The sequence below is a fragment of the Halovivax gelatinilyticus genome, assembly GCF_024300625.1.
Classification (GTDB): Archaea; Halobacteriota; Halobacteria; order Halobacteriales; family Natrialbaceae; genus Halovivax; species Halovivax gelatinilyticus.
Genome location: NZ_CP101322.1, coordinates 3513385 through 3532197, shown reverse-complemented (window position 1 = coordinate 3532197; position 18813 = coordinate 3513385). Strand labels below are relative to the sequence as shown.

The window sequence follows — 18813 nt, the reverse complement described above, 5'->3', positions numbered from 1 at the left end:
CTCACGGGTCGTAGAACATCGTTCGAGAACCTTCCAATGACAGCACAGTCACGAATCACGACGATACTGATCGCTTGTATGGTCGTCCTATCGATGGTCGCGGTCGCGTCGCCGGCCGCCATCGCCGACGAGGACGACGATCACACAGAAACACTCGAAACGCTACAGAACGGAGAAGATCTCTACCTTGCGTTCGGTGCCGACCTCGGAGATATGAGTCTCGAGGAGTACATCGAAGCGCACGCGAGTGATAATCCAGCCGGTGCGTCAACTGACGCCGCTGGGCCCGGTGATGCTGAAGTAATTCAGTACCAGGACGTCGGCCAGGTGAACCTCGTCGAGGAGGGTGAAGCCGTGTCGGTCGCCATCGGGGGCGGCCAGGCAATCGCCATCCAGGAAGTGGACCAGCAGAACCTGAACGACCAGGAGGGCTACGCGACGGCCGAGAACCATCCGACCGCGAGTCACGAAGCGACCTTCGAGGACGTCGGTGACGTTTACGTCGTCGTCGGCAACAACGGTGACCAGTCGTTCGACGGCTGGGCCATCGCCGACGACAAGGGCGAGGTGACCGCCAGTCAGACCGCTATTGCCAGCGTCACGCAGGGCCAGGAAGTTGGTCAGGCCAATATCGTCCAGAACGCGACCGCGTTCGCGCTCGCCGAAGACGACAGCGACGCCGTCGCCGTTCAGTTCACCGAGCAGAACAACCTGAACCTCCAGGAAGGACACGCCAGCGCGACTAACGTTCTCGCGGCCGATCTGGACGACAAGAAGGACGGACACGACAAACACAAGAAAAAACACGACGGTGATCTGAACGTCGATCAGACCGCCGATGCGACGGTCGAACAGGTCCAGGAAGCAGATCAGGTAAACGCCTTCCAGGAGGGCGCAGCCGTTGCGATCGCCATCGGTGAGAATTCGACGGCGACGGCGATCCAGATGACCGATCAGTCGAACATCAACGAGCAACTCGGAACCGCGGAGGCGGTCAACGTCCTCATGGACTCGGCCGGCATGAACGTCGCGACGGCGTCGATCGGGAGCGCAACACCGATCGTCGCGCAGGATGCGATGGCGTACGACGAGCCGAAAGAGAAGAACGACGACGGTGAGAAGAAAGACGGTGACGTCGATCAGTACGCCGAAGCGAGCGTTCTCCAGTATCAGAGCGCCGAACAGGCGAACATGCTGATCAACAGCTCCGCGACGGCCGTCGCGACCAACGCTAGCACGGCCCAGGCGATTCAGCTAACCTACCAGCAGAACGTCAATGCGCAGGTCGCGTCCGCCGACGCGCTGAACATCTTCTTCGAGGAAGACGAGATTCCGAAGAAGCACGATGACAAAACGAAAGACCACGACGACAAGAAGAACGCCCACGGAGTACCTGAAGCCGGACACTCCTTCGAGACGTTCGTAATTACCGAAACCACCGCGTTGACGCTCGGCGGCGACGAACTCGCTGACGCCGACCGAACGTCGTTCGATTACGACGGCGGCTCCGATCAGCTCAACGACGTCGAGCAATGGTCGACCGCCGAGGTCGAACAGAGCCAGGAAATCGTCCAGCTGAACTACGAAGCCAGTAACGCGATCGCCGTCGCCGAAGATGGCGGCAGCGCGTCCGCCGTGCAGCTGACCGTCCAGGAGAACGAAAACGTACAGGTCGGATCCGCGGAGGCGATCTCACACGAGAGCGGACCGATCGGTGACGAAGAAAAGAAGGACGAGGAGAAGCCGGATCCGAAGGACGACGAGGAGAAGAAAGCCGATAGCGACGACTCGGTCGGCTCGACGCAGGTCTCCGCCGACGAGGAGACAGAAGCCGATGATGCCGACGACGGCATGCCCGGATTCGGCGTCGCCGTCGCGCTCGTCGCCTTACTCAGCGCTGCCGCCTTCGCGATCAGATCGCGACCGTAGCCGGCCGCCCTTCGACGGCATCAGCTGACGGATCGAACGCGAATCTTTCCTTTCGATCACGCCCAACCCGGAGGCGATCCTGTGCAGTTTCTCAGTGGATCCCGTGATCCGTCGCCCGACGTGGTGAGTAAACACTATCCGGTCCCCGGGCGGAGAGTCGAACGTATGAAAGTCACAACGGAGGGGCGCACCCGACGTCCTCGCTGGCAGGTGAACCGATAATGGGGTTTCACACCTTTCCGACAGAGCGCGCAGAAGCGTTGCGCGACCCGTCGCGGTACCGGTTCTGTTCGCGCGAGGAACTGCTCGAATCGCTACCTACGGGGCCGGAGACGATCGTCGCCGATCTCGGATCCGGAACGGGATTTTACACCGACGACGTGGCGCCGTTCGTCGGCACGCTCTACGCCGTCGACGTTCAAGACGAGATGCACGAGTTCTACCGAGAACACGGGGTGCCCGACGGCGTCGAACTCGTGACGGCGGAAGTCGCATCGCTTCCGTTCGACGACGGCGAGCTAGACGGCGCGTTCTCGACCATGACTCACCACGAGTACGCGAGCGACGATTCGTTCGAGGAACTCGCCCGGGTGATCGGACCCGGCGGCAGACTCGTGACGGTCGACTGGAGTCGCGACGGCGACGGCGAGAGCGGTCCGTCGCTCGACGAACGGTTCTCGCTCGACGACGCGACCGACCAGCTGGAAGCGGCCGGGTTCACCGCCGAGTCGACACGCCAGCGTCCGGAAACGTTCCACCTCGTCGCTCGTCGGTAGGCCCGGTGGCGCCCGCCGTCGTCGGCTACCCGTTAGCCGAAATCCGGGAGGTCCTCGGGCGGTTCGTACTCGGCCTCCCAGTCGATGTACTCCTCTTTTAAGTGTTCACACACCAGCTGTCCGAACTCGGTTAACTCGGCGTTGATCGACGAGACGGTGCCCCAGGAGTCGAGGTCGGGGTGATACTCTCGTTCTCGCCAGTCTTCCGGGATACCGGGTGCGTGGTAACCGACGCGATCGGCGAAATCGTCCCAGAAGAAGTCGTACCGCGAGAATAACTCGAGGTCGATCGCGATCTCGAACGCCGCTTCGGTCATGTCGGTCTCCGACACCCAGCGCTCGAACGCCTCGTCCCAGGCCCCCGCGTCGAGAAACGACTGCAATTCCTCGCGCCGGTAGTCGACGTCCGGGCCGCCCGAGACCGTTGCGTCGTCGTACTCGTTCGGGTCGACGTACTCGAGCTCGGGCGGGTCCGGCGGTTCGACCGGGAGTGACATAGCGGTCGGTACGGTCGGTTCGCCGATAAGGATTGTCACCGGCCGGCAGGTCGCATCGACGATCGCCGGTCCTAGCGAATATCCGTCGTCCAGATGCAGCGTCGGCCGATCACGCCGATCGTTCGCCGCTAAGTGCTCGCTCGCGGAGCTCTTCGCCTCGCTCCGTTTCGACGTCGAATTCCGGAACGGGCGTCGGCGTTTCGTCCTCGTCGATGGCGACGTAGACGAAGTACGACTCCGTGGTGAACTCGCTCTCGCCGGTACGCAGATCCTCGCGTTCGACCGTCACTCGCGTCTTGACGCTCGTGGTTCCCGCGTCGTAGACGTAGGCCGTGACGAGCGCCGAATCGCCGACTCTGATCGGCCGTTCGAAGTTCATGCTGTCGACGCGAGCCGTCACGCAGGTCTCGCCGGCGAAACGCATCGCCGACATCGCGCCTACCTCGTCCATCCATTTCATGACGTTTCCACCGTGCGTCTTCCCGAGCATGTTGGTGTGATTCGGCTGGACGAGTTCGCGATTCTCGATGTACGTTTCCATCAGACTGGTCATGTGTGAACGATGTGTGGCTACTGAAATGATGTTGTTGATGCTGATCGATGGGACCCCTGGCTCGTTCGGGCGACGACAGGGTTCGATACGCCTAAAAGTCGTGGGCTTGTTGACCGACAGTAATGAGTGACGTACGCGACGACGGGGTGCCCACCGCACCCGACCCACCGGATCGAGACCGCGGCGAGGTGACGGTGGTCGGCACGGCACACGTCTCGCAGGAGAGCGTCGACGAGGTTACCGAAACGGTCGCGGAGGTGCGACCGGACGTCGTCGCCGTCGAACTGGACGAGGGTCGGTACCGCCAGTTGAAAGGGGGAACGCCAGACGATATCGAAGCAGCGGACTTACTCTCCGGAAACACGGTCTTTCAGTTTCTCGCCTACTGGATGCTATCGTACGTCCAGTCTCGCCTCGGCGAGCGATTCGACGTCGAGCCCGGAGCGGACATGAAGGCGGCGATCGAGTCGGCCGAGCAACACGGTCTCGGCGTCGCGCTGGTCGACCGGGACATCCAGGTCACGATGCAGCGCTTCTGGGCGCGCCTCTCGTTCGGCGAGAAGGCGAAACTGATAGGCGGGCTCGCCTTCGGCGTGACGAATCCGAAGACGGTCGGCCTCGCCCTCGGGGCGACGGTCGGTGCGCTGTTCGGCCTGTTGTTCGCCGGATTGTTCGCACCGTGGTTCGGCCTCGACGGGGCGCTCACGCTCGGAATCACGAACGAAACCGTCCTCCAGTACGTCGGCGCGATCGGAATCGGTATCGTCGCCGGGATTTTTCTCGGACTCCTGTTCATCCCGTCGTTAGACTCCGCGGTGACGAAATCGAGTCCGCTTGGCGGCTTCTCGTTGCGAATCGCACTCGGTGTCGTTCTCAGTATCGGTGCGCTGTTCGCCCTGCTCGTCACCGAGACGTTCGTCGGACCGATTTCACCCGGGGCCCTGGAGAGCACGGGGGCGCTGTCGATCCGCGCCACCATCGGCGTGCTCGCGGGAATCGGTATCGGTGCCAGCCTCGGACTCCTCTTCGGCCTCGCGATGACGCCTCCCGAGGAGGACGTAGAGTCCTTAGACGAGATCGATATCGAGGAACTGACCGACGGCGACGTCGTGTCGGCGATGATGGAGGAGTTCCGACGCTTTAGCCCCGGCGGCGCCCAGGCGTTGATCGACGAGCGCGACGCGTTCATCGCCCACCGCCTTCACGCGCTTCGCACGGAAGGGTACAACGTCGTCGCCGTCGTCGGTGCTGGCCACCGTGCGGGAATCGAGCGATATCTCGAATCGCCGGAGACGCTTCCCTCGATCGAGAACATCTCCGGGACGGATTCTGGTCGTCGATTCTCGATCGCCAAAGTCTTCGGCTACCTGCTGATGGTCGGGTTCATCGCGTTCTTCGGGTTGTTGTTGATGGCCGGGGTCCAGGACACGCTGTTGCTTCAGCTGTTTCTCGCGTGGTTTCTTATCAACGGCATCTTCGCGTTCTCGCTGGCGCGCCTGGCCGGCGCCCGCTGGACCAGCGCGGGCGTCGGCGGCGGCGTCGCCTGGCTGACGAGCATCAATCCGCTGCTCGCCCCGGGCTGGTTCGCGGGGTACATGGAGCTTCGCCACCGGCCGGTCAACGTTAGCGACATTCAGGTGCTAAACGACCTGATCGACGACACGGAGCGGCCGCTCGGCGAACTCTTCTCGGAGATGCTAGAGGTCCCACTGTTTCGGCTCATCATGATCGTCGCCATGACCAACATCGGAAGTATGATCGCCACCTTCTTATTCCTCTTCGGGGTGTTGCCGGCGTTCGGCGCCGAGATGGGACCGAGCGAGTTGATCGGCGAACTGATTCAGGGCGCGAACAATAGCCTCGACCTGCTCCGGGGGCTGTTACCGTGAGCTACGCGACCCGCCCGGAGATCACGTTTAGCGACCGCGAGCTGGTCGACCTCGCCATCGCGTGGATCGTCCTGAGTATCGCGTTCGCACTATTATTGACCCGCGAACCCGGAACCGGCGGTATCGACGTGGCAGCGATGCCGCAGATGACCGCGCTGAGCTTCGTGACCGTCGGCGTCGCGTTCTTGCTTCACGAGCTCGCCCACAAGGTGGTCGCCATCCGGTTCGGGCAGATCGCCGAATTCCGCGCCGACTACAACATGCTCTTTCTCGCGATCATGAGCGCGCTCATCGGGTTTCTCTTCGCCGCGCCCGGCGCCGTCTACCACCGCGGCCGAATCACCGTCAAACAGAACGGGCTGGTCGCGCTCGCCGGCCCGCTGACGAATCACGCGCTCGCCGTACTGTTCGTGCCGCTCATGTTCGCACCGAATTTCGCGGGCGCGCCCGAACTCGTCGGCGAGATCGGCCGACTCGGCGTCTGGATCAACGTCTTTCTCGCCGCGTTCAACATGATTCCCTACGGTCCGTTAGACGGTAACACGGTCAAGGAGTGGAGTACGGGCGTGTTCCTGGCCGTCTTCGTCCCGAGCCTCCTGGCGGCGCTCTACGTGATTTTCTTCGTCGGATTGCGCTGAGTCACTCTCTCTATCGAGTTCGAACCGGCGAGTCACGTCGCGTCGCGCCGGACCGGTGACCTTTTTGCCAATCCCCGAGGTCGTTCAGACATGACCGACGAAGGAGAGGGACTCACCTACGCGGAGACGGGGGTGGACATCGACGCCAGCGAGGACGCGACGGCGGCCTTGCTCGCCGCGTTCGGAAGCGACATGACGACCGAATACGCGGGCTTGCTCGACATCGGCGACCGGTACCTTGCGCTCGCCACCGACGGCGTCGGGACCAAGTTGATGGTCGCTGAGGCCGTCGACGACTTCTCGACGATCGGGATCGACTGCATCGCGATGAACGTAAACGATCTCGTCGCCGCCGGCGTCACCCCGGTCGCCTTCGTCGACTACCTGGCGATCGACGAACCGGACGACGAGTTGACCGAAGCGATCGGTCGAGGACTCGCCGTCGGCCTCGAACGCGCCGATCTCACGCTGCTCGGCGGTGAGACGGCCGTTATGCCCGAGGTGGTGACCGGATTCGACCTCGCCGGGACGTGCGCGGGGCTCGCTGAGCCGGAGGAGGTACTCTCAGGTGAGGCGGCGGTCGGCAACGCGCTCGTCGGCTTTCCGTCGAACGGTATCCACTCGAACGGGTTGACGCTCGCGCGCGAAGCCGTGACGCGCGAACACGGATACGACGATCCGTTCCCGCCGATTCCCGAGCGGACGATCGGCGAAGAACTCCTCCGTCCGACCAGAATTTACACGGATCTCGTAGAATACATCCACGCCTACGACGTCGATGCGGCCGCCCACGTTACGGGTGGTGGCTGGACGAATCTGCTTCGTATGGGCGAGCGCCGGTACGTGATCGACGATCCACTGCCCGCACAGCCGGTGTTCGAGTTCGTCCAGGAGTGTGGATCCGTCTCGGACGAGGAGATGCACCGAACGTTCAACATGGGAACCGGGTTCGTCCTCTCGCTCCCTGAAGATCAGGCGACGGAACTCGCGAGCGAAACCGACGGCGTCGTCATCGGGCGCGTCGAAGCCGGTTCGTCGGTCGAAGTGAGGGGATTGACACTCGAATAGCTCTCGGGCGAGCGCCGTACGCCGGCTAGTAGGCGTCCAGGATGTCCGCCGTCGCCTCGCGTACAGTCTCGTACTCTTTCTCATCGAAGGCGATAAATCGGACGTCTCGCAGCGATTCGGCGTCGAATCGGTCGAGTTCGCCGGCGATGAGTTGGGCGCCGGTTTCGAGATCGAAGCCGGCGACTCCGCAACCCAGGGCGGGCAGGACGATCGATTCGCAGGCTCGCTCGTCCGCCGCGAGGAGAGCGTTTCGCGTGGCGTTACGGATGCTCTCTTCGGTCGCTTTACCGTCACCGTAGTGGGGCATCGCCGCTGCGTGAATCACGTACTGGGCGTCTAGTTCGTAGGCGTCGGTGACGGCAACGTCGCCCAGGTCGACGGGACCCTGCTTCATCGCCTCCTCGTTGATCGGCCCGCCCGCGTTCCGTCGGAGGGCCCCGGCCACACCGGAGCCCATTCGAAGACTCGTTCCGGCGGCGTTGACGAGGGCGTCTGCCGACTGCTCGGCGATGTTTCCCTGGACGATGGAAATCTCCATAATCGGTAATCGTAACAACCCGTCGTCAGATAAACGATTCGGCGTAGGGGATTTCCGTGACCTGATGCAGGTAGGCGAACACAATGCTTATGCTTTTAGGCTCACCTAATATTGGTATCCGATGGACGTCTCCGCCTCAGCGACGGATCCTGTGATCGAAGGAACGCCGCCAGAAGAACTCGTTTCGTGTCACCAGACGCGACCCGGCCGGTTCGTCTTCACCGAACGGAACAACGTCGACGGCTGGATCGCGACAGACGTGAGCGTTTCACTCCAGCCGTAATCAACGACGGTCACACCTCCCAGCCGTCCGCACGTCGACAACCGGTTTGCAAGGTCGTCCGCCGAACTGGTGCCGTACGATGGTATCCGACGAGAGGGCCGTACCATCGTCGGTCCGTGTTCAGTGCGTCGCTTCTTCGAGCACCAGCGTGTCGTCTTCGAGGTAGTGTTCGAAGTGGTGCGCGTCTTCTTCGAAGACGACGAGAATCTCACGGAGGATCTCGGACGTGGCGTAATCGCCGAGATTCTCGGTGAGTTCGATGCTACCGCGCATCGATTCGATGACGTCTCCGTAGCGTTCGAGGTCGTTTTCGAGCATCGTTCGGACGTCGTAGACGTCTTCTCCCTCGAATTCGATGGTTGCGCGACGTTCGAGTGCGGTCGGTCCCGAGACTGGAACGCCCCCGAGCGCCCCCGCGCGCTCTGCGATGACGTCCGCTCCTTCCTCGGCGTGTTCGTACGCCTCTTCGGTGAACTCGTGGATCGGCAAGAATTCGGCCCCCTCGACCACCCAGTGGTGTTTTTTGAGCTGGTGGTAGAGGACGTACGCGTTCGCCAGTTCGGTGTTGAGCGCGTCGACGATCTGTTCGGCGCGATCCGTGTCGATCCGGAGTCCGTTTTCTTCGATAGCGTCGGCTGGCTGTCTGACTGTTCGTTGGGTGCTCATACGTTCGACGGTACGCGATGCAGCCCTTTAAGCATTACACAACCGGAACAATTTTTCTAATTTTACGAATATCTGTTCGATGTTTGCGTACATATTTCGAGTACTTCCTTCTGGCAGACTGTCGGGACGAGGAAACCGAGAGAGTCATAGCACGGGAGTGTCACGGTCCGCTCAGATGGTGGACCGGGGATTCGACCCCAGCGAACGGGTGCGCGAGCTACGGAGCGGTCGGGAGACCCATCGATTGAGACCGTCTGACCGTATCGCCGAACGCGTTTACCGGGCCCAACCGTCCGGCGAATCACTTCCGGTCCTCGACGGAACGGAAACGCTCGTCTTCGGATCCGAGAACTATCTCGGCCTGGCACACGATCGCCGTATTCAGGAGGCGGCCACCAGGGCGGCGAGGACGGTTGGTACCGGCGCCTGTTCCAGTCGCGTTCGATTCGGAGATACGTTACTCCACCACGATCTGGAGCGGACGCTCGCCGAGGTTTCAGAGACCGAACGAGCGCTCTCGCTTCCGGACCGGAGCGACGCCTATCGACTGCTGATTGCGGGCTTACAGCCCGACGCCGTGTTCGTCGACGACCTCAGCGCCAGGTTTGCCGAGGGGATCGCCCAGCGCGTCGGTTCGACGCTTCTCAGATACGATCAAACGGAGATTTCCACGCTGGAAGCGAAATTTCAGGCTCGAGAGGCCCTCGATGCCGACGGTTGCGAATCCTGGCTCGCCGTCGTCCCGGCCGTCTGTCCGATACGCGGGGAGGCCTGTTCCCCGAGAGAATTCGTCTCGCTCGCGTCGGAGTACGGCGCCTGGACGGCGGTGGACGAAACGCACGCGATCGGGCTGTACGCAGATGGAGGCGGGATCGTTCAGGCAGAAAATTGCCCGTCCGACGTCGACGTACAGCTCGGCTCGCTCTCGACGGCGCTCGCGAGTCAGGGCGGCTACGTCGCCGCGAGCACCGACGTGATCGAGACGATCGTCAACACGTCCGACTTCGAGCGTCTCTGTGCGATCTCACCGCCATCGGCGGCCGCGGCAAGTGAAGCGTTGCACGTCGCCCGCCACGGTTCGTGTCGGGCTCAGCTCTGGGATAACGTGACCCACCTCCGAGAGGGGCTTCGGTCGATCGGCTACGGCGTCTCCGGTGATTCACAGATCCTGTCTGTGCCCGTCGAGGGGCGTGGCGAACCCGGGCGTCTCGTCCGGGCGCTCTCTGACTCGAACGTCCTCGTCAGAGTCGCCGGCCCACCGGACCGATCGCAGCCAGCCGATCGGCTGCTGGTGACGCCGCTTGCGAGTCACGGATCGGACGACATCGTCGAGTGTCTCACCGCGTTCGCGTCGGCTCGTGAATCCACCGATCCGACGATTCGGTGACGTCGCGACCGGTCTCGTCGGGTTACTCGTCACACGATCGGACTACTCCCGCCGGACACGTGTGGTCGTACCTCCCGTGGTCGAACTCAAATTCTCGCGGTCTACGCGAAAGTCCGTCCGTTCACTCGATGACGTCGATCCGGCGTGCGGCGTACCCGAACACGTTCTCGTAGCCGTTGGGCGACATCAGGACCGGATAAAACGCCTCCGAGGCCGTCTGTACGGTGCCGTCGGCGGCAGCGAACGGTTGTCCGGGTTCGACGCGTTCGAAGTTGTCGACGAATAGTTCGTACCGGTCGGCCGGTTTCTTCGCGATCATCTCGTTCAGTCGGAACACCGGGAGCGGTCGCCGACTCGTCTCACCCGGGAGGACGCCGGTCGCGGTGAGAAACGCTCGGGCCAGAGTATAGGCGTTTTCCGTCGCCGTTTCCGTCCCCTGGAGCCCACACTCGACTTCGATCGTTTCGGCACCGGTGAACAGTCGCCCCTGAGCGAGCGGGCCCGTTTCGACGAGCGACGAGACGGGTAGCTGTGGCCCGATCGTCTTCGCCGTCCCCGTCAGCCCGTCGACCACTGCGAAGGGGCTCGCGTGGCTTTGCGTCGAGTGCATCGAGCAGACGTAACAGCCTTCGAGTTCCGCTGCGAGCCGTGCGGCGAGTCGGCTCTCGTGTGTCGAGCCGTCCGGATCACCGGGAAACGCCCTGTTCAGGTCTTCCTCGACGTATCGAACCGACTGTTCGATGGCCAGTTCGTTCGCGACGACGAATTTGACGGGTTCGATGACCTCCGGTCGCGTTTCGAGCAGTCGATCGATCGCATTGACGCCGCAGGGTTCGTCTCCGTGGATCCCTCCGACGAGCGCGACCGACGGGTCACCAGTACCGAGCTGTTCGACTCGCATATGATATCGTACCACTCCTAGACGTTAGAAGGGTTCGCCATCGACCGGTGCAGGGTGAATTTGTCGAACGCACACGGCTTACAGGTCGATCCAGTCTGTTTGTGCAGTTCCGTCGCGGAGGTCCCAGCGGTGTTCGATCCGTTCGCCGTTCGTTCTGAGCGTAATGACCGCGTCGAACAGCGGCTCGTACAGACTGACGGCTTCTTCCGCCCGGTCGATTGGCAGGTGGTAGTGTCCCATTCCGCGACTCTGTCTGATTCGCGTCGTCATGGCGTGTAAGAGCCGAAAAACGTTCTCGGTGTCGTACATCTCGACCAGGTCCGAAACCGAGTCGACGCAGACGCGAAGTTGCGACGGATCGAGGTCCATGTCCGCTTCGATGTCGTTGATCAATTCGACGAACGTGGTTCCGAGCACCCCGAGAAGGGACACTTCGGTGGCGTTATCTGGAATTTCTTCTTCCGCGCGGTCGCCGTCTCCGAGGACCAGAAACTGCGTTGCCTCGGGGCCACAGCAATCGGCCGATACGACGCGACTCCAATCCGTGGTGACGACGATCCGAGATCGCGAGTCGACCGAACCGGTCCCCATCAATCGGCCGCACACCGCATCGTGGGGCTTTACCGCTGTCGTACCGACGACCAGTACGTTGCTCCCCTGCCGCTTTAACGCCTCGAGCGATTGGACGAAAGAGGCCCGCTCCGGCGTGGCACCCCCTGGCTCACTTCCCATTCGATAAGGAACATACTGTATCTACAAATAAGGATTGCGGTTGTAAAACCATCTATAGGCATTGGCCAATGGTAATTGCACTGACGTTGATACCAAGATCGCACAGCCGAGACGGATCGGGGACTGTTCGGCTCCGAACGACCGGTTCGATCGGGCTACCCGCCCACTTTTGGCCGTGGGGAATCATCTATGGAGTATGTCCGACGACGATCTCGCCGAAGCGCTGTCCGAACTCGCCGAGGCGATCGAGGCGCTGGGCGAGTCGGCTGAACCGGATCGCCGACGGGGACTTCGGCCGCCGACGCCAGCGCAACTGCTACGTGCGACGGACGACGTGGCGATTCCGACACTCATAGCGATCCTCGAGACGCAGGTTCGGGTTCTCGAATCGATTCAGCGGGCGACGCGATTGCTTCGTTACGACCAGCGCGTCCGCGACCGAGCGTCCACGTCAACGCGTCGGTCGCGCCGATCCACCGCCGAGCGAACTGACGCCGTTCTCGACCAACTCGGGGCGACGATCGATCAGCTACGGAGCCAACTTCCCGCTGACGAGGACGACCGCGTCGAGGCCTCGCTCGACCGAACCCAGTCGTTGTTCGAAGACCTCGAGCGACGACTCACTGGTCGGGAGGGCGATTCGAAACCCGCAGACGTCGACCGCGGGTTCGAAATCGAGATCGACGAGCGCCCGTCGAGCGATATCGATCCCACCGACGGGCGTTCTGGCGGCCGCGATCAGGTTGACGTAGACGTCGAAGCCGAACTCGATACTCTGAGAGAACGGTACCACCCCGAACACTCGTCTTCGGAGCCCGATACGGTTGATGACGGCGTGTCGACCGGAAACGCGGAGACGGACGATTCGCCGGAACGTCCGACGGAGGACGGCGAACCGGGTGACGCGTCCGAACCAACCGCCGACGGTGATGACTCGACGAGCGACTCGGACGAGTCCGAAAACGACGAGCAGTGAGCCAGTCCGCCGATCTGTGCGCCGGGCCCAGTGGCGTCTCAGTTCTCTACTGGTTCGAACCGGAAGCCGTCCCAGCGCTGACTCGCTGCGGCCCTGATGGCGGCGTTCGGATCGCGTAGCTGCTCGGCGTAGACCGGTCTGACGCGTTCGCCGATCTCGACATCGTCGGTCGTTACCTGTCCGATGGCGCGAACCGAATCGCCGTCGACGTCGAATTCGACGATCGCGAGCGTGTTCGGTTCGCGAACGCCCGGAGGCGTCGCCGTACTCGTCGTCCAGGTAACGATTTCTGCAGTGTACTCGCTCAGGTCGACGGTTTCGACCGGTTCGGCCCCGTTCGGACCGAGGGGGTGGCCGGGATAGCCGATCGAACCGTCGTCGTACCGAACCGCCTCCAGCGAGTCGGGCGGCGAGGTCGGCCGCTCTCGAGGGCTCTCGTCGGTCATTATGCGCCCTCCAGAATCGTCGTCGTCACGCAGTTTCCGAAGCCGCCGACGTTACAGCACAGGCCGACGTCCGCCTCAACCTGCCGCGGCCCCGCGTCACCGAGTATCTGTTCGTAAATCTCGACGGCCTGGGCAACCCCGCTCGCCCCAAGTGGGTGGCCCTTCGACTTTAGACCCCCGGAGGGGTTGACCGGGATCGAACCGGTATCCCGGTCGAGTTCGCCGTCCTCGATCAGTTCCCACGCCGTTCCCCGCTCGGCGAAGCCGAGCGCCTCTAGCTGTAAGAGTTCGAGGATGGTGAACATGTCGTGGAGTTCCGCCACGTCGACGTCCTCGGGGCCGTACCCGCTCATCTCGAACGCCCCGTCGCCACTCGCGGCCACCGCGGCCATGTGGGTCGGATCGTCGCGTTCGTGGACGACGTGCGTGTCGGTTGCCCCGTCGACCCCAGCGACGACGACGTACTCGTCTGCGATCTCGGTGGCGACCGATTCCGGACAGAAGACGAGCGCGGCCGAACCATCGGTGATCGGACAAAAGTCGTACAGTCGCAACGGGTCGGCGACGATGGGCGAATCGAGGATCGTCTCGACGTCGACTTCCGTTCGAAACTGCGCGTTCGGGTTATCGACGCCGTTTCGGTGATTCTTCGCGGCGACCTTCGCGAGCGACTCGCGCGGAACGTCGTACCGGTCGAGGTAGTGCCGTGCGACGAGGCCGGCGAAGGAGGGCAGCGTCACCCCGTGTTTGTACTCGACGGGATGGGTGAGCGAGGCGATCACGTCGGTCGCTTCGGCCGTCGATCGGTGGGTCATCTTCTCGCCGCCGACCAGCAGCGTACACTCGCTGGCACCGCTCGCGATCGAGCGCCACGCCGCGTAGATGCCCGCGCCGCCGCTCGCGCTGGTCTGGTCGACGCGTTCGGTGTAGGCCGGAACGACGCCCAGATCGTGAGCCAGCGCGTTCGATACTCCCGTCTGACCTTCGAGTTCTCCGCTCGCCATGTTCGAGACGTAGAGGTGATCGACGCGCGATGGCTCGACGCCGGCGTCGTCGAGACCGGCCCGTCCGGCCTCGACCAGTAGCTCGCTGATCCACGCCTCGCGCGAACCGAACTTCGTCATCGACGCTCCGATTATCGCGACGCGTTCCATACCCTACTCTCGTCCAATGTCGGGTTAAACGGTGTGGATTGACGGACGAATCCGGGACTACCGATCCGAATACCGGCTCGGTTCGTCGATTCTTCCGACTAGACGCGGAGAACGTCCTCCAGATCGATCGCCCGATCGGCCAGGCGGTACCGACCGTCCGTTCGGTCGACGACGTCGTGATGGACGAGGTGTTCGAGGTGCGAATACGCCTCGCCCGGACCGTGGAGGATGTGAATACCCTCCAGCGAGCCGAACAGATCCGCGCTCACGTCCCAGGCGCTCATCGGGCTCTCGTCGTCGAGCACGGCGAGTACGTTTTCGGTTCGATCGCGATGGTGTTCGATGATCGTCGTCGCCCGCTCGGCCGGCGCGTCGATGACGTTCCGGTGGCCGGGCCATAGTCGACCGTAGCCGCTGTCTACGATCGCGGAGAGCGATTCCAGATAGCGAGCGAGCGCCCCGTCGAGTCGAAGGTCCGCCCCGCCCACGTTCGGCGTGTAGACGGGGAGTACGACGTCACCGACGAACGCTTCTAGCGTGTCGTCGCGGTCGAACTCGTAAAGACAGTGGCCGGCGGTGTGGCCCGGCGCGTGTCTGACGGTGAGCTGGATCTGGCCGACGTTGATCACGTCTCCGCTGGTAACTTCAGTGACCGTCTCTGGCGGATCGACCGGTGGATTCTGTGCGAAGAATTCGCGTAACTCCCTGCGCTTCGGTTCGGGCATCTCCCACTCTTCGAATCGTCGTTCCTGAAGGGAGTCGTACGCCTCGATAGCATCCTCGTCCCGACGGACCAGCGGCGCGTCGATCTCGTGGACGTAGACGCTCGCCCCGCTTTCGGCGGCGAGCGCCCCGGCGAGTCCGCTGTGATCCATGTGGTGGTGCGTGAGTAGGATGTCGTCGAGATCCGAAACCGACCGACCGAGATCGGCGAGTCCATCCCGCAACTGGGCGTCGATATCGGGTCGATGGATACCCGTATCGATCAGCGCCGTCTCGTCCCCGGACTCGAGGAGGTACGCGTTGTTCTCTCCTTCGAACTCGTGATTTCCGAGCTCGATCGAATGTACGTTCACGGTGGAGAAGATGCGGCCGTTTCACGTAGCGTTGTTGGATCCGGCGACCGCGTCTACTCCGCTTCGATTCGATCCTCGAACCGTTTCCGGACGCGCTCGATCTTCGGCGACGCGTGGTGTTGACAGTAGGCGTCGTTCGGATTCTTCTCGAAGTAGTTCTGGTGGTAGGCTTCTGCCTCGTAGAACGTCTCGAGCGGTTCGATTTCGGTGACGACCTCGTCGTCGTACGCCTCGTCGAGTTCGTCGAAGAACGCTCGGGCGAGTTCTTCCTGCCGGTCGTCGTGGACGAGAACGATCGACCGGTACTGGGTGCCGACGTCCGGCCCCTGCCGGTTGCGCTGGGTTGGGTCGTGGATCGTGACGAACGTTTCGAGCAGATCGGCGTAGCTGACGGCGGTCGGATCGTACTCGAGCTGTACGACCTCGGCGTGGCCGGTGGTCTCGTTGCAGACGTCCTCGTAGGTCGGATCGTCGGCGTGACCGCCGGCGTACCCCGACGTGACCGATTCGACGCCCGGAACCAGTTCGAACGCCGCTTCGATGCACCAGAAGCAGCCGCCGCCGAAGGTTGCGCGTTCCATACCGGAACTGCGTCGTCACCGACCAAAGGCGTGACGGGTCCGGAGGATCTGTCCCTCGAGTTCTGTTGACCGGCGAGTCGACGCGCGAAACCGTCGTCCTTTTTGTCCGACCGGCCGATTGTTCGCGTATGGATCCCAACGCGGTCGAGCGGCTGATCGAAGCGGCGATCGAAGACGCCGACGCGACGGTCCGTCGCGCACGCGACGAGCACGACGACGATCACCTCGCCGCAACCGTCGTCTCGCCGGCGTTCGACGGGAAGACCCTCGTCGACCAGCACAAACTCGTCTACGACGCCCTCGGCGACCACATGACGACCGACATCCACGCACTCGAACTCTCGACGTACACGCCCGACGAGTACGACGCGTAAGCTCGCACGATTCAATCCGTCGACGCGGTTAGCTCCGGTGGAAACCTCGTGGTAGGTCCGGTCGGTCGATTCGGCTAAATGCTACACTTTTATCGTTCGTGCATCAAATGTGGCGACTATGGAATCCTTACACGCCCGGACCCGTATTCTCTGGATCGTCTCCGGACTCCTCTGGGGTGCCGTGGCCGCGTTCGTCCTGCTGGCCGTCGATCGATGGCTGTACGACGTCCCCGCGGAGGCACTCGGCGGGGCGGTGCTGGTCGTGTCGCTTCTCGGCGCGGTGTACGGGTTTCGCCGCTACCAGGTGTGGCGATTCGAGATACAGCCCGACGCGCTCTACTTGGAACGAGGCGTGATCACGTTCGTCGAGACGGCCGTCCCGTTCGTTCGCGTCCAGCACGTCGACACGCAGTTCGGCCCGCTCGAACGCGCCCTCGGGCTCTCGTCGGTCGTCGTCTACACCGCCGGATCGCGAAACGCCGACGTCAGAGTTCCCGGATTGCGACCGGAACGTGCGCGAAAACTCCAGGACACGCTCCGAGAACTGGCCGTCGAGAGCGAGACGGAAGACGCCGTATGAATCGACTCCACCCACTGAGTGCGGTCTTTCTCGCGCTCAATCGCGGCGTCGCGGGACTTTTCATCCTCTTCTTTCTCACTTCGATAGTCGGGGGCGCGATCGACGTCCCGTTCACCGGCCTGCCCATCTTCGCCGCCGCGATCGGTTTCTTCCTGGGCGCGGCCTACGGCGTCGCCTACTACTACCGATTCGGCTACGAACTCCGAGACGATACGTTCGACATCGCCTCCGGCGTCATCTCGCGGCGGTCGCGCGAAATTCCGTATCGTCGCATCCAGAACGTCGACATCCGACAGGGCGTTCTCTTTCAACTGCTCGGATTCGCGACCGTCACGATCGAGACGGCCGGTGGCGGCGGATCGGAGGGCTCGCTCAACTTCGTCAGCGAGGACGAAGCGGCGACGTTACAACACGACATCAGGAAGCGAACGGCGACCGCGACGAACAACCGGAAAGCGGCCCGGTCTCGCGATTCGGAAGCGGGTGTCGAGTCGTCTGAACCGGCGAGAGAGGCCGAAACCGATCGCGAGGTGGAACGATCGGTCAAGGGTCCCGACGGTCCGGCCGACGCGGACGTCTCTCCGGACGACCCGACGCGAGCGTACGATCGACCCGGTTCGCCCGATGCTGACCCGGTGAGACCGGACGACGCGCGTCGGGAATCCGACGCGGCGTTCGACACCGGCTACCGAACCCGGAAACTGTTCGCGCTGAACTCGCGGGAGTTGCTGCTGTACTCGTTCGCGTCGTTCAGACCGGCGGCGCTCGCCGCGGCCGGCTTCTTGCTCTTCTTCGGCGGCGAGGCCCTGCTCAGGTACTTCCTGCTCGCCGCTCAGCCGCTCGGCGGGCCGGAAACGATCGGTGCCGGGACGACGAGCAGTTACCTCGTTCTTTCTGCCGTCTCGATGGTCCACGCGGTCGCGATCACGTACCTGTTGAGCGTCCTCTACTCGTTCGTCTCGTACTACGGGTTTCGACTCGGAAAGGCGGGAGACGACCTGGTTTACGAACGCGGCCTGTTACAGCGCTACTCCGGTTCGATCCCGCTGGAGAAAGTCCAGTCGGTGACGATCTCCGACAACCCGATCCAGCGCTACATCGAGTACGCCGGGCTCTGGGTCGAGACGGCCGGCTACGGCCCGGATAGCAACGGCGGCAGCCAGTCTGCGGTTCCGCTGGCTCGCCTACCGCGCGTTCACCAGTTCACCGAACGGCTCACCGAGATCGAACCGCCGACGTTCGAGCGTCCGACGACCGTGGCGCGACGGCGCTACCTCGCTCGATTCACCATCGTCGTGACGGTGTTGCTCGTGCTGGCTGCGGTGACGTCGGTCGTCGTCGATCAGTTCCAATCGTGGTGGCTCGTCGCCGCGCTCTACGTCTTCGTTCCCCCGGCGGCCCACCTCAAGTGGAAACACCTCGGCTACTACGTCGGCGAGGACCACCTCGTGATCAGAGAGGGCTTTTGGCAACGACGGACGACCGTTATTCCGTACTATCGCGTCCAGACGGTCTCTACCCGCCGGTCGATCTTCCAACGTCGACTCGGTCTCGCCTCGCTCGTCGTCGACACGGCGAGTTCGCGGACGTTCTTCTGGTCGACGCCAACGATTCACGACATCGACCTCGCCGTTTCCCGGTCGATTCACGAGACGACGCGAGAGCGGTTGCAGGTCGCCCTCGCCGAACGCGGCGAGGACGACTCGATACCCGGCGAACGGCTGTGACCGCCTGACTCTCCCGGATCAACCGAGCGCGTGCGACGGTTT

Annotated in this window: 21 protein-coding genes; 11 read left to right on the top strand and 10 right to left on the bottom strand. The window is 63.0% G+C overall.

Annotated features, from left to right (window positions below; all coding sequences use genetic code 11):
• The first annotated feature begins 36 nt into the window (after window positions 1-36).
• The gene (locus NKH31_RS16830; protein ID WP_254862945.1) at window positions 37-1929 is read left to right on the top strand and encodes a PGF-CTERM sorting domain-containing protein; all 1893 of its coding nucleotides are present in this window, start codon (window positions 37-39) and stop codon (window positions 1927-1929) included.
• Window positions 1930-2150: 221 nt separating this feature from the next.
• Window positions 2151-2705, top strand: a complete 555-nt coding sequence (locus tag NKH31_RS16825; RefSeq protein ID WP_254862944.1) for a class I SAM-dependent methyltransferase — start codon at window positions 2151-2153, stop codon at window positions 2703-2705.
• A gap of 32 nt (window positions 2706-2737) precedes the next feature.
• On the opposite strand, the gene NKH31_RS16820 is transcribed toward NKH31_RS16825, so the two are convergent.
• Together NKH31_RS16820 and NKH31_RS16815 are read right to left on the bottom strand one after the other, a co-directional pair.
• The gene (locus NKH31_RS16820) at window positions 2738-3202 is read right to left on the bottom strand and encodes a DUF7992 family protein (protein WP_254862943.1); all 465 of its coding nucleotides are present in this window, start codon (window positions 3200-3202) and stop codon (window positions 2738-2740) included.
• A 109-nt stretch (window positions 3203-3311) separates the two neighbouring features.
• A complete protein-coding gene (locus NKH31_RS16815) occupies window positions 3312-3755 on the bottom strand; it encodes an acyl-CoA thioesterase (protein ID WP_254862942.1) in 444 nt (147 codons plus the stop codon).
• Window positions 3756-3877: 122 nt separating this feature from the next.
• On the opposite strand from NKH31_RS16815, the gene NKH31_RS16810 reads away from it, so the two are divergent.
• The 3 genes from NKH31_RS16810 to purM all read left to right on the top strand — a co-directional run bounded on the left by NKH31_RS16810 (window position 3878) and on the right by purM (window position 7350).
• On the top strand, window positions 3878-5644 hold the full coding sequence (locus NKH31_RS16810) for a TraB/GumN family protein (RefSeq protein ID WP_254862941.1): 1767 nt from the start codon (window positions 3878-3880) through the stop codon (window positions 5642-5644).
• Complete coding sequence (locus NKH31_RS16805; RefSeq protein ID WP_254862940.1) at window positions 5641-6282, top strand: zinc metalloprotease; 642 nt, start codon at window positions 5641-5643, stop codon at window positions 6280-6282. The genes NKH31_RS16810 and NKH31_RS16805 overlap by 4 nt, the downstream gene beginning before the upstream one ends.
• A gap of 90 nt (window positions 6283-6372) precedes the next feature.
• A complete protein-coding gene (gene purM / locus NKH31_RS16800; RefSeq protein WP_254862939.1) occupies window positions 6373-7350 on the top strand; it encodes a phosphoribosylformylglycinamidine cyclo-ligase in 978 nt (325 codons plus the stop codon).
• 25 nt (window positions 7351-7375) lie between these two features.
• Here purM and NKH31_RS16795 read toward each other — a convergent pair whose 3' ends face one another.
• Entirely contained in the window at window positions 7376-7888 is a 513-nt protein-coding gene (locus NKH31_RS16795; RefSeq protein ID WP_254862938.1) for a macro domain-containing protein, read from the bottom strand.
• Between the two features lie 121 nt (window positions 7889-8009).
• Here NKH31_RS16795 and NKH31_RS16790 point away from each other — a divergent pair, with 121 nt between their 5' ends.
• The gene (locus NKH31_RS16790) at window positions 8010-8171 is read left to right on the top strand and encodes a hypothetical protein (protein WP_254862937.1); all 162 of its coding nucleotides are present in this window, start codon (window positions 8010-8012) and stop codon (window positions 8169-8171) included.
• Window positions 8172-8291: 120 nt separating this feature from the next.
• Here NKH31_RS16790 and dpsA read toward each other — a convergent pair whose 3' ends face one another.
• Window positions 8292-8837: a DNA starvation/stationary phase protection protein DpsA gene (dpsA, locus tag NKH31_RS16785; protein ID WP_254862936.1), complete on the bottom strand. Its 546-nt coding sequence runs from the start codon at window positions 8835-8837 to the stop codon at window positions 8292-8294.
• A 175-nt stretch (window positions 8838-9012) separates the two neighbouring features.
• Between dpsA and NKH31_RS16780 the strand changes: the two genes are divergently transcribed.
• Window positions 9013-10224 carry an aminotransferase class I/II-fold pyridoxal phosphate-dependent enzyme gene (locus tag NKH31_RS16780; RefSeq protein WP_254862935.1) on the top strand — a complete coding sequence of 404 codons (1212 nt, stop codon included), beginning with the start codon at window positions 9013-9015 and terminating at the stop codon, window positions 10222-10224.
• Between the two features lie 121 nt (window positions 10225-10345).
• Here the strand turns inward: NKH31_RS16780 and NKH31_RS16775 are convergent, their stop codons facing one another.
• Both NKH31_RS16775 and NKH31_RS16770 read right to left on the bottom strand, forming a co-directional pair.
• The gene (locus NKH31_RS16775) at window positions 10346-11125 is read right to left on the bottom strand and encodes a M14 family metallopeptidase (protein ID WP_254862934.1); all 780 of its coding nucleotides are present in this window, start codon (window positions 11123-11125) and stop codon (window positions 10346-10348) included.
• Between the two features lie 78 nt (window positions 11126-11203).
• Window positions 11204-11857 (bottom strand): DUF7504 family protein, encoded by a 654-nt coding sequence (locus NKH31_RS16770; RefSeq protein WP_254862933.1) that lies wholly within the window; start codon window positions 11855-11857, stop codon window positions 11204-11206.
• A 196-nt stretch (window positions 11858-12053) separates the two neighbouring features.
• Between NKH31_RS16770 and NKH31_RS16765 the strand changes: the two genes are divergently transcribed.
• Complete coding sequence (locus NKH31_RS16765; protein WP_254862932.1) at window positions 12054-12833, top strand: DUF7547 family protein; 780 nt, start codon at window positions 12054-12056, stop codon at window positions 12831-12833.
• Between the two features lie 38 nt (window positions 12834-12871).
• Here NKH31_RS16765 and NKH31_RS16760 read toward each other — a convergent pair whose 3' ends face one another.
• From NKH31_RS16760 to msrA, 4 genes are all read right to left on the bottom strand, one after another.
• Window positions 12872-13279 carry an OB-fold domain-containing protein gene (locus tag NKH31_RS16760; RefSeq protein ID WP_254862931.1) on the bottom strand — a complete coding sequence of 136 codons (408 nt, stop codon included), beginning with the start codon at window positions 13277-13279 and terminating at the stop codon, window positions 12872-12874.
• The gene (locus NKH31_RS16755) at window positions 13279-14433 is read right to left on the bottom strand and encodes a thiolase family protein (RefSeq protein WP_254862930.1); all 1155 of its coding nucleotides are present in this window, start codon (window positions 14431-14433) and stop codon (window positions 13279-13281) included. Before NKH31_RS16755 ends, NKH31_RS16760 begins: the two co-directional genes overlap by 1 nt.
• A 98-nt stretch (window positions 14434-14531) precedes the next feature.
• Entirely contained in the window at window positions 14532-15509 is a 978-nt protein-coding gene (locus tag NKH31_RS16750) for an MBL fold metallo-hydrolase (protein ID WP_254862929.1), read from the bottom strand.
• Window positions 15510-15562: 53 nt separating this feature from the next.
• Complete coding sequence (gene msrA / locus NKH31_RS16745) at window positions 15563-16090, bottom strand: peptide-methionine (S)-S-oxide reductase MsrA (RefSeq protein WP_254862928.1); 528 nt, start codon at window positions 16088-16090, stop codon at window positions 15563-15565.
• A gap of 128 nt (window positions 16091-16218) precedes the next feature.
• Between msrA and NKH31_RS16740 the strand changes: the two genes are divergently transcribed.
• The 3 genes from NKH31_RS16740 (at window position 16219) to NKH31_RS16730 (ending at window position 18771) form a co-directional block, all read left to right on the top strand.
• Window positions 16219-16464: a BolA family protein gene (locus NKH31_RS16740; protein ID WP_254862927.1), complete on the top strand. Its 246-nt coding sequence runs from the start codon at window positions 16219-16221 to the stop codon at window positions 16462-16464.
• A gap of 118 nt (window positions 16465-16582) precedes the next feature.
• Window positions 16583-17044, top strand: coding sequence for a PH domain-containing protein (locus NKH31_RS16735; protein WP_254862926.1), 462 nt, complete (start codon window positions 16583-16585; stop codon window positions 17042-17044).
• Window positions 17041-18771 (top strand): PH domain-containing protein, encoded by a 1731-nt coding sequence (locus NKH31_RS16730; protein ID WP_254862925.1) that lies wholly within the window; start codon window positions 17041-17043, stop codon window positions 18769-18771. Before NKH31_RS16735 ends, NKH31_RS16730 begins: the two co-directional genes overlap by 4 nt.
• Window positions 18772-18813 lie beyond the last annotated feature (42 nt).

Excerpts from the sequence above, each read along its gene's own strand:
- NKH31_RS16830 (WP_254862945.1), top strand. The coding sequence starts at position 37 with ATGACAGCACAGTCACGAATCACGACGATACTGATCGCTTGTATGGTC.
- NKH31_RS16825 (WP_254862944.1), top strand. The coding sequence starts at position 2,151 with ATGGGGTTTCACACCTTTCCGACAGAGCGCGCAGAAGCGTTGCGCGAC.
- NKH31_RS16820 (WP_254862943.1), bottom strand. The coding sequence starts at position 3,202 with ATGTCACTCCCGGTCGAACCGCCGGACCCGCCCGAGCTCGAGTACGTC.
- NKH31_RS16815 (WP_254862942.1), bottom strand. The coding sequence starts at position 3,755 with ATGACCAGTCTGATGGAAACGTACATCGAGAATCGCGAACTCGTCCAG.
- NKH31_RS16810 (WP_254862941.1), top strand. The coding sequence starts at position 3,878 with ATGAGTGACGTACGCGACGACGGGGTGCCCACCGCACCCGACCCACCG.
- purM (WP_254862939.1), top strand. The coding sequence starts at position 6,373 with ATGACCGACGAAGGAGAGGGACTCACCTACGCGGAGACGGGGGTGGAC.
- NKH31_RS16795 (WP_254862938.1), bottom strand. The coding sequence starts at position 7,888 with ATGGAGATTTCCATCGTCCAGGGAAACATCGCCGAGCAGTCGGCAGAC.
- NKH31_RS16790 (WP_254862937.1), top strand. The coding sequence starts at position 8,010 with ATGGACGTCTCCGCCTCAGCGACGGATCCTGTGATCGAAGGAACGCCG.
- dpsA (WP_254862936.1), bottom strand. The coding sequence starts at position 8,837 with ATGAGCACCCAACGAACAGTCAGACAGCCAGCCGACGCTATCGAAGAA.
- NKH31_RS16780 (WP_254862935.1), top strand. The coding sequence starts at position 9,013 with ATGGTGGACCGGGGATTCGACCCCAGCGAACGGGTGCGCGAGCTACGG.
- NKH31_RS16775 (WP_254862934.1), bottom strand. The coding sequence starts at position 11,125 with ATGCGAGTCGAACAGCTCGGTACTGGTGACCCGTCGGTCGCGCTCGTC.
- NKH31_RS16770 (WP_254862933.1), bottom strand. The coding sequence starts at position 11,857 with ATGGGAAGTGAGCCAGGGGGTGCCACGCCGGAGCGGGCCTCTTTCGTC.
- NKH31_RS16765 (WP_254862932.1), top strand. The coding sequence starts at position 12,054 with ATGTCCGACGACGATCTCGCCGAAGCGCTGTCCGAACTCGCCGAGGCG.
- NKH31_RS16760 (WP_254862931.1), bottom strand. The coding sequence starts at position 13,279 with ATGACCGACGAGAGCCCTCGAGAGCGGCCGACCTCGCCGCCCGACTCG.
- NKH31_RS16755 (WP_254862930.1), bottom strand. The coding sequence starts at position 14,433 with ATGGAACGCGTCGCGATAATCGGAGCGTCGATGACGAAGTTCGGTTCG.
- msrA (WP_254862928.1), bottom strand. The coding sequence starts at position 16,090 with ATGGAACGCGCAACCTTCGGCGGCGGCTGCTTCTGGTGCATCGAAGCG.
- NKH31_RS16740 (WP_254862927.1), top strand. The coding sequence starts at position 16,219 with ATGGATCCCAACGCGGTCGAGCGGCTGATCGAAGCGGCGATCGAAGAC.
- NKH31_RS16735 (WP_254862926.1), top strand. The coding sequence starts at position 16,583 with ATGGAATCCTTACACGCCCGGACCCGTATTCTCTGGATCGTCTCCGGA.
- NKH31_RS16730 (WP_254862925.1), top strand. The coding sequence starts at position 17,041 with ATGAATCGACTCCACCCACTGAGTGCGGTCTTTCTCGCGCTCAATCGC.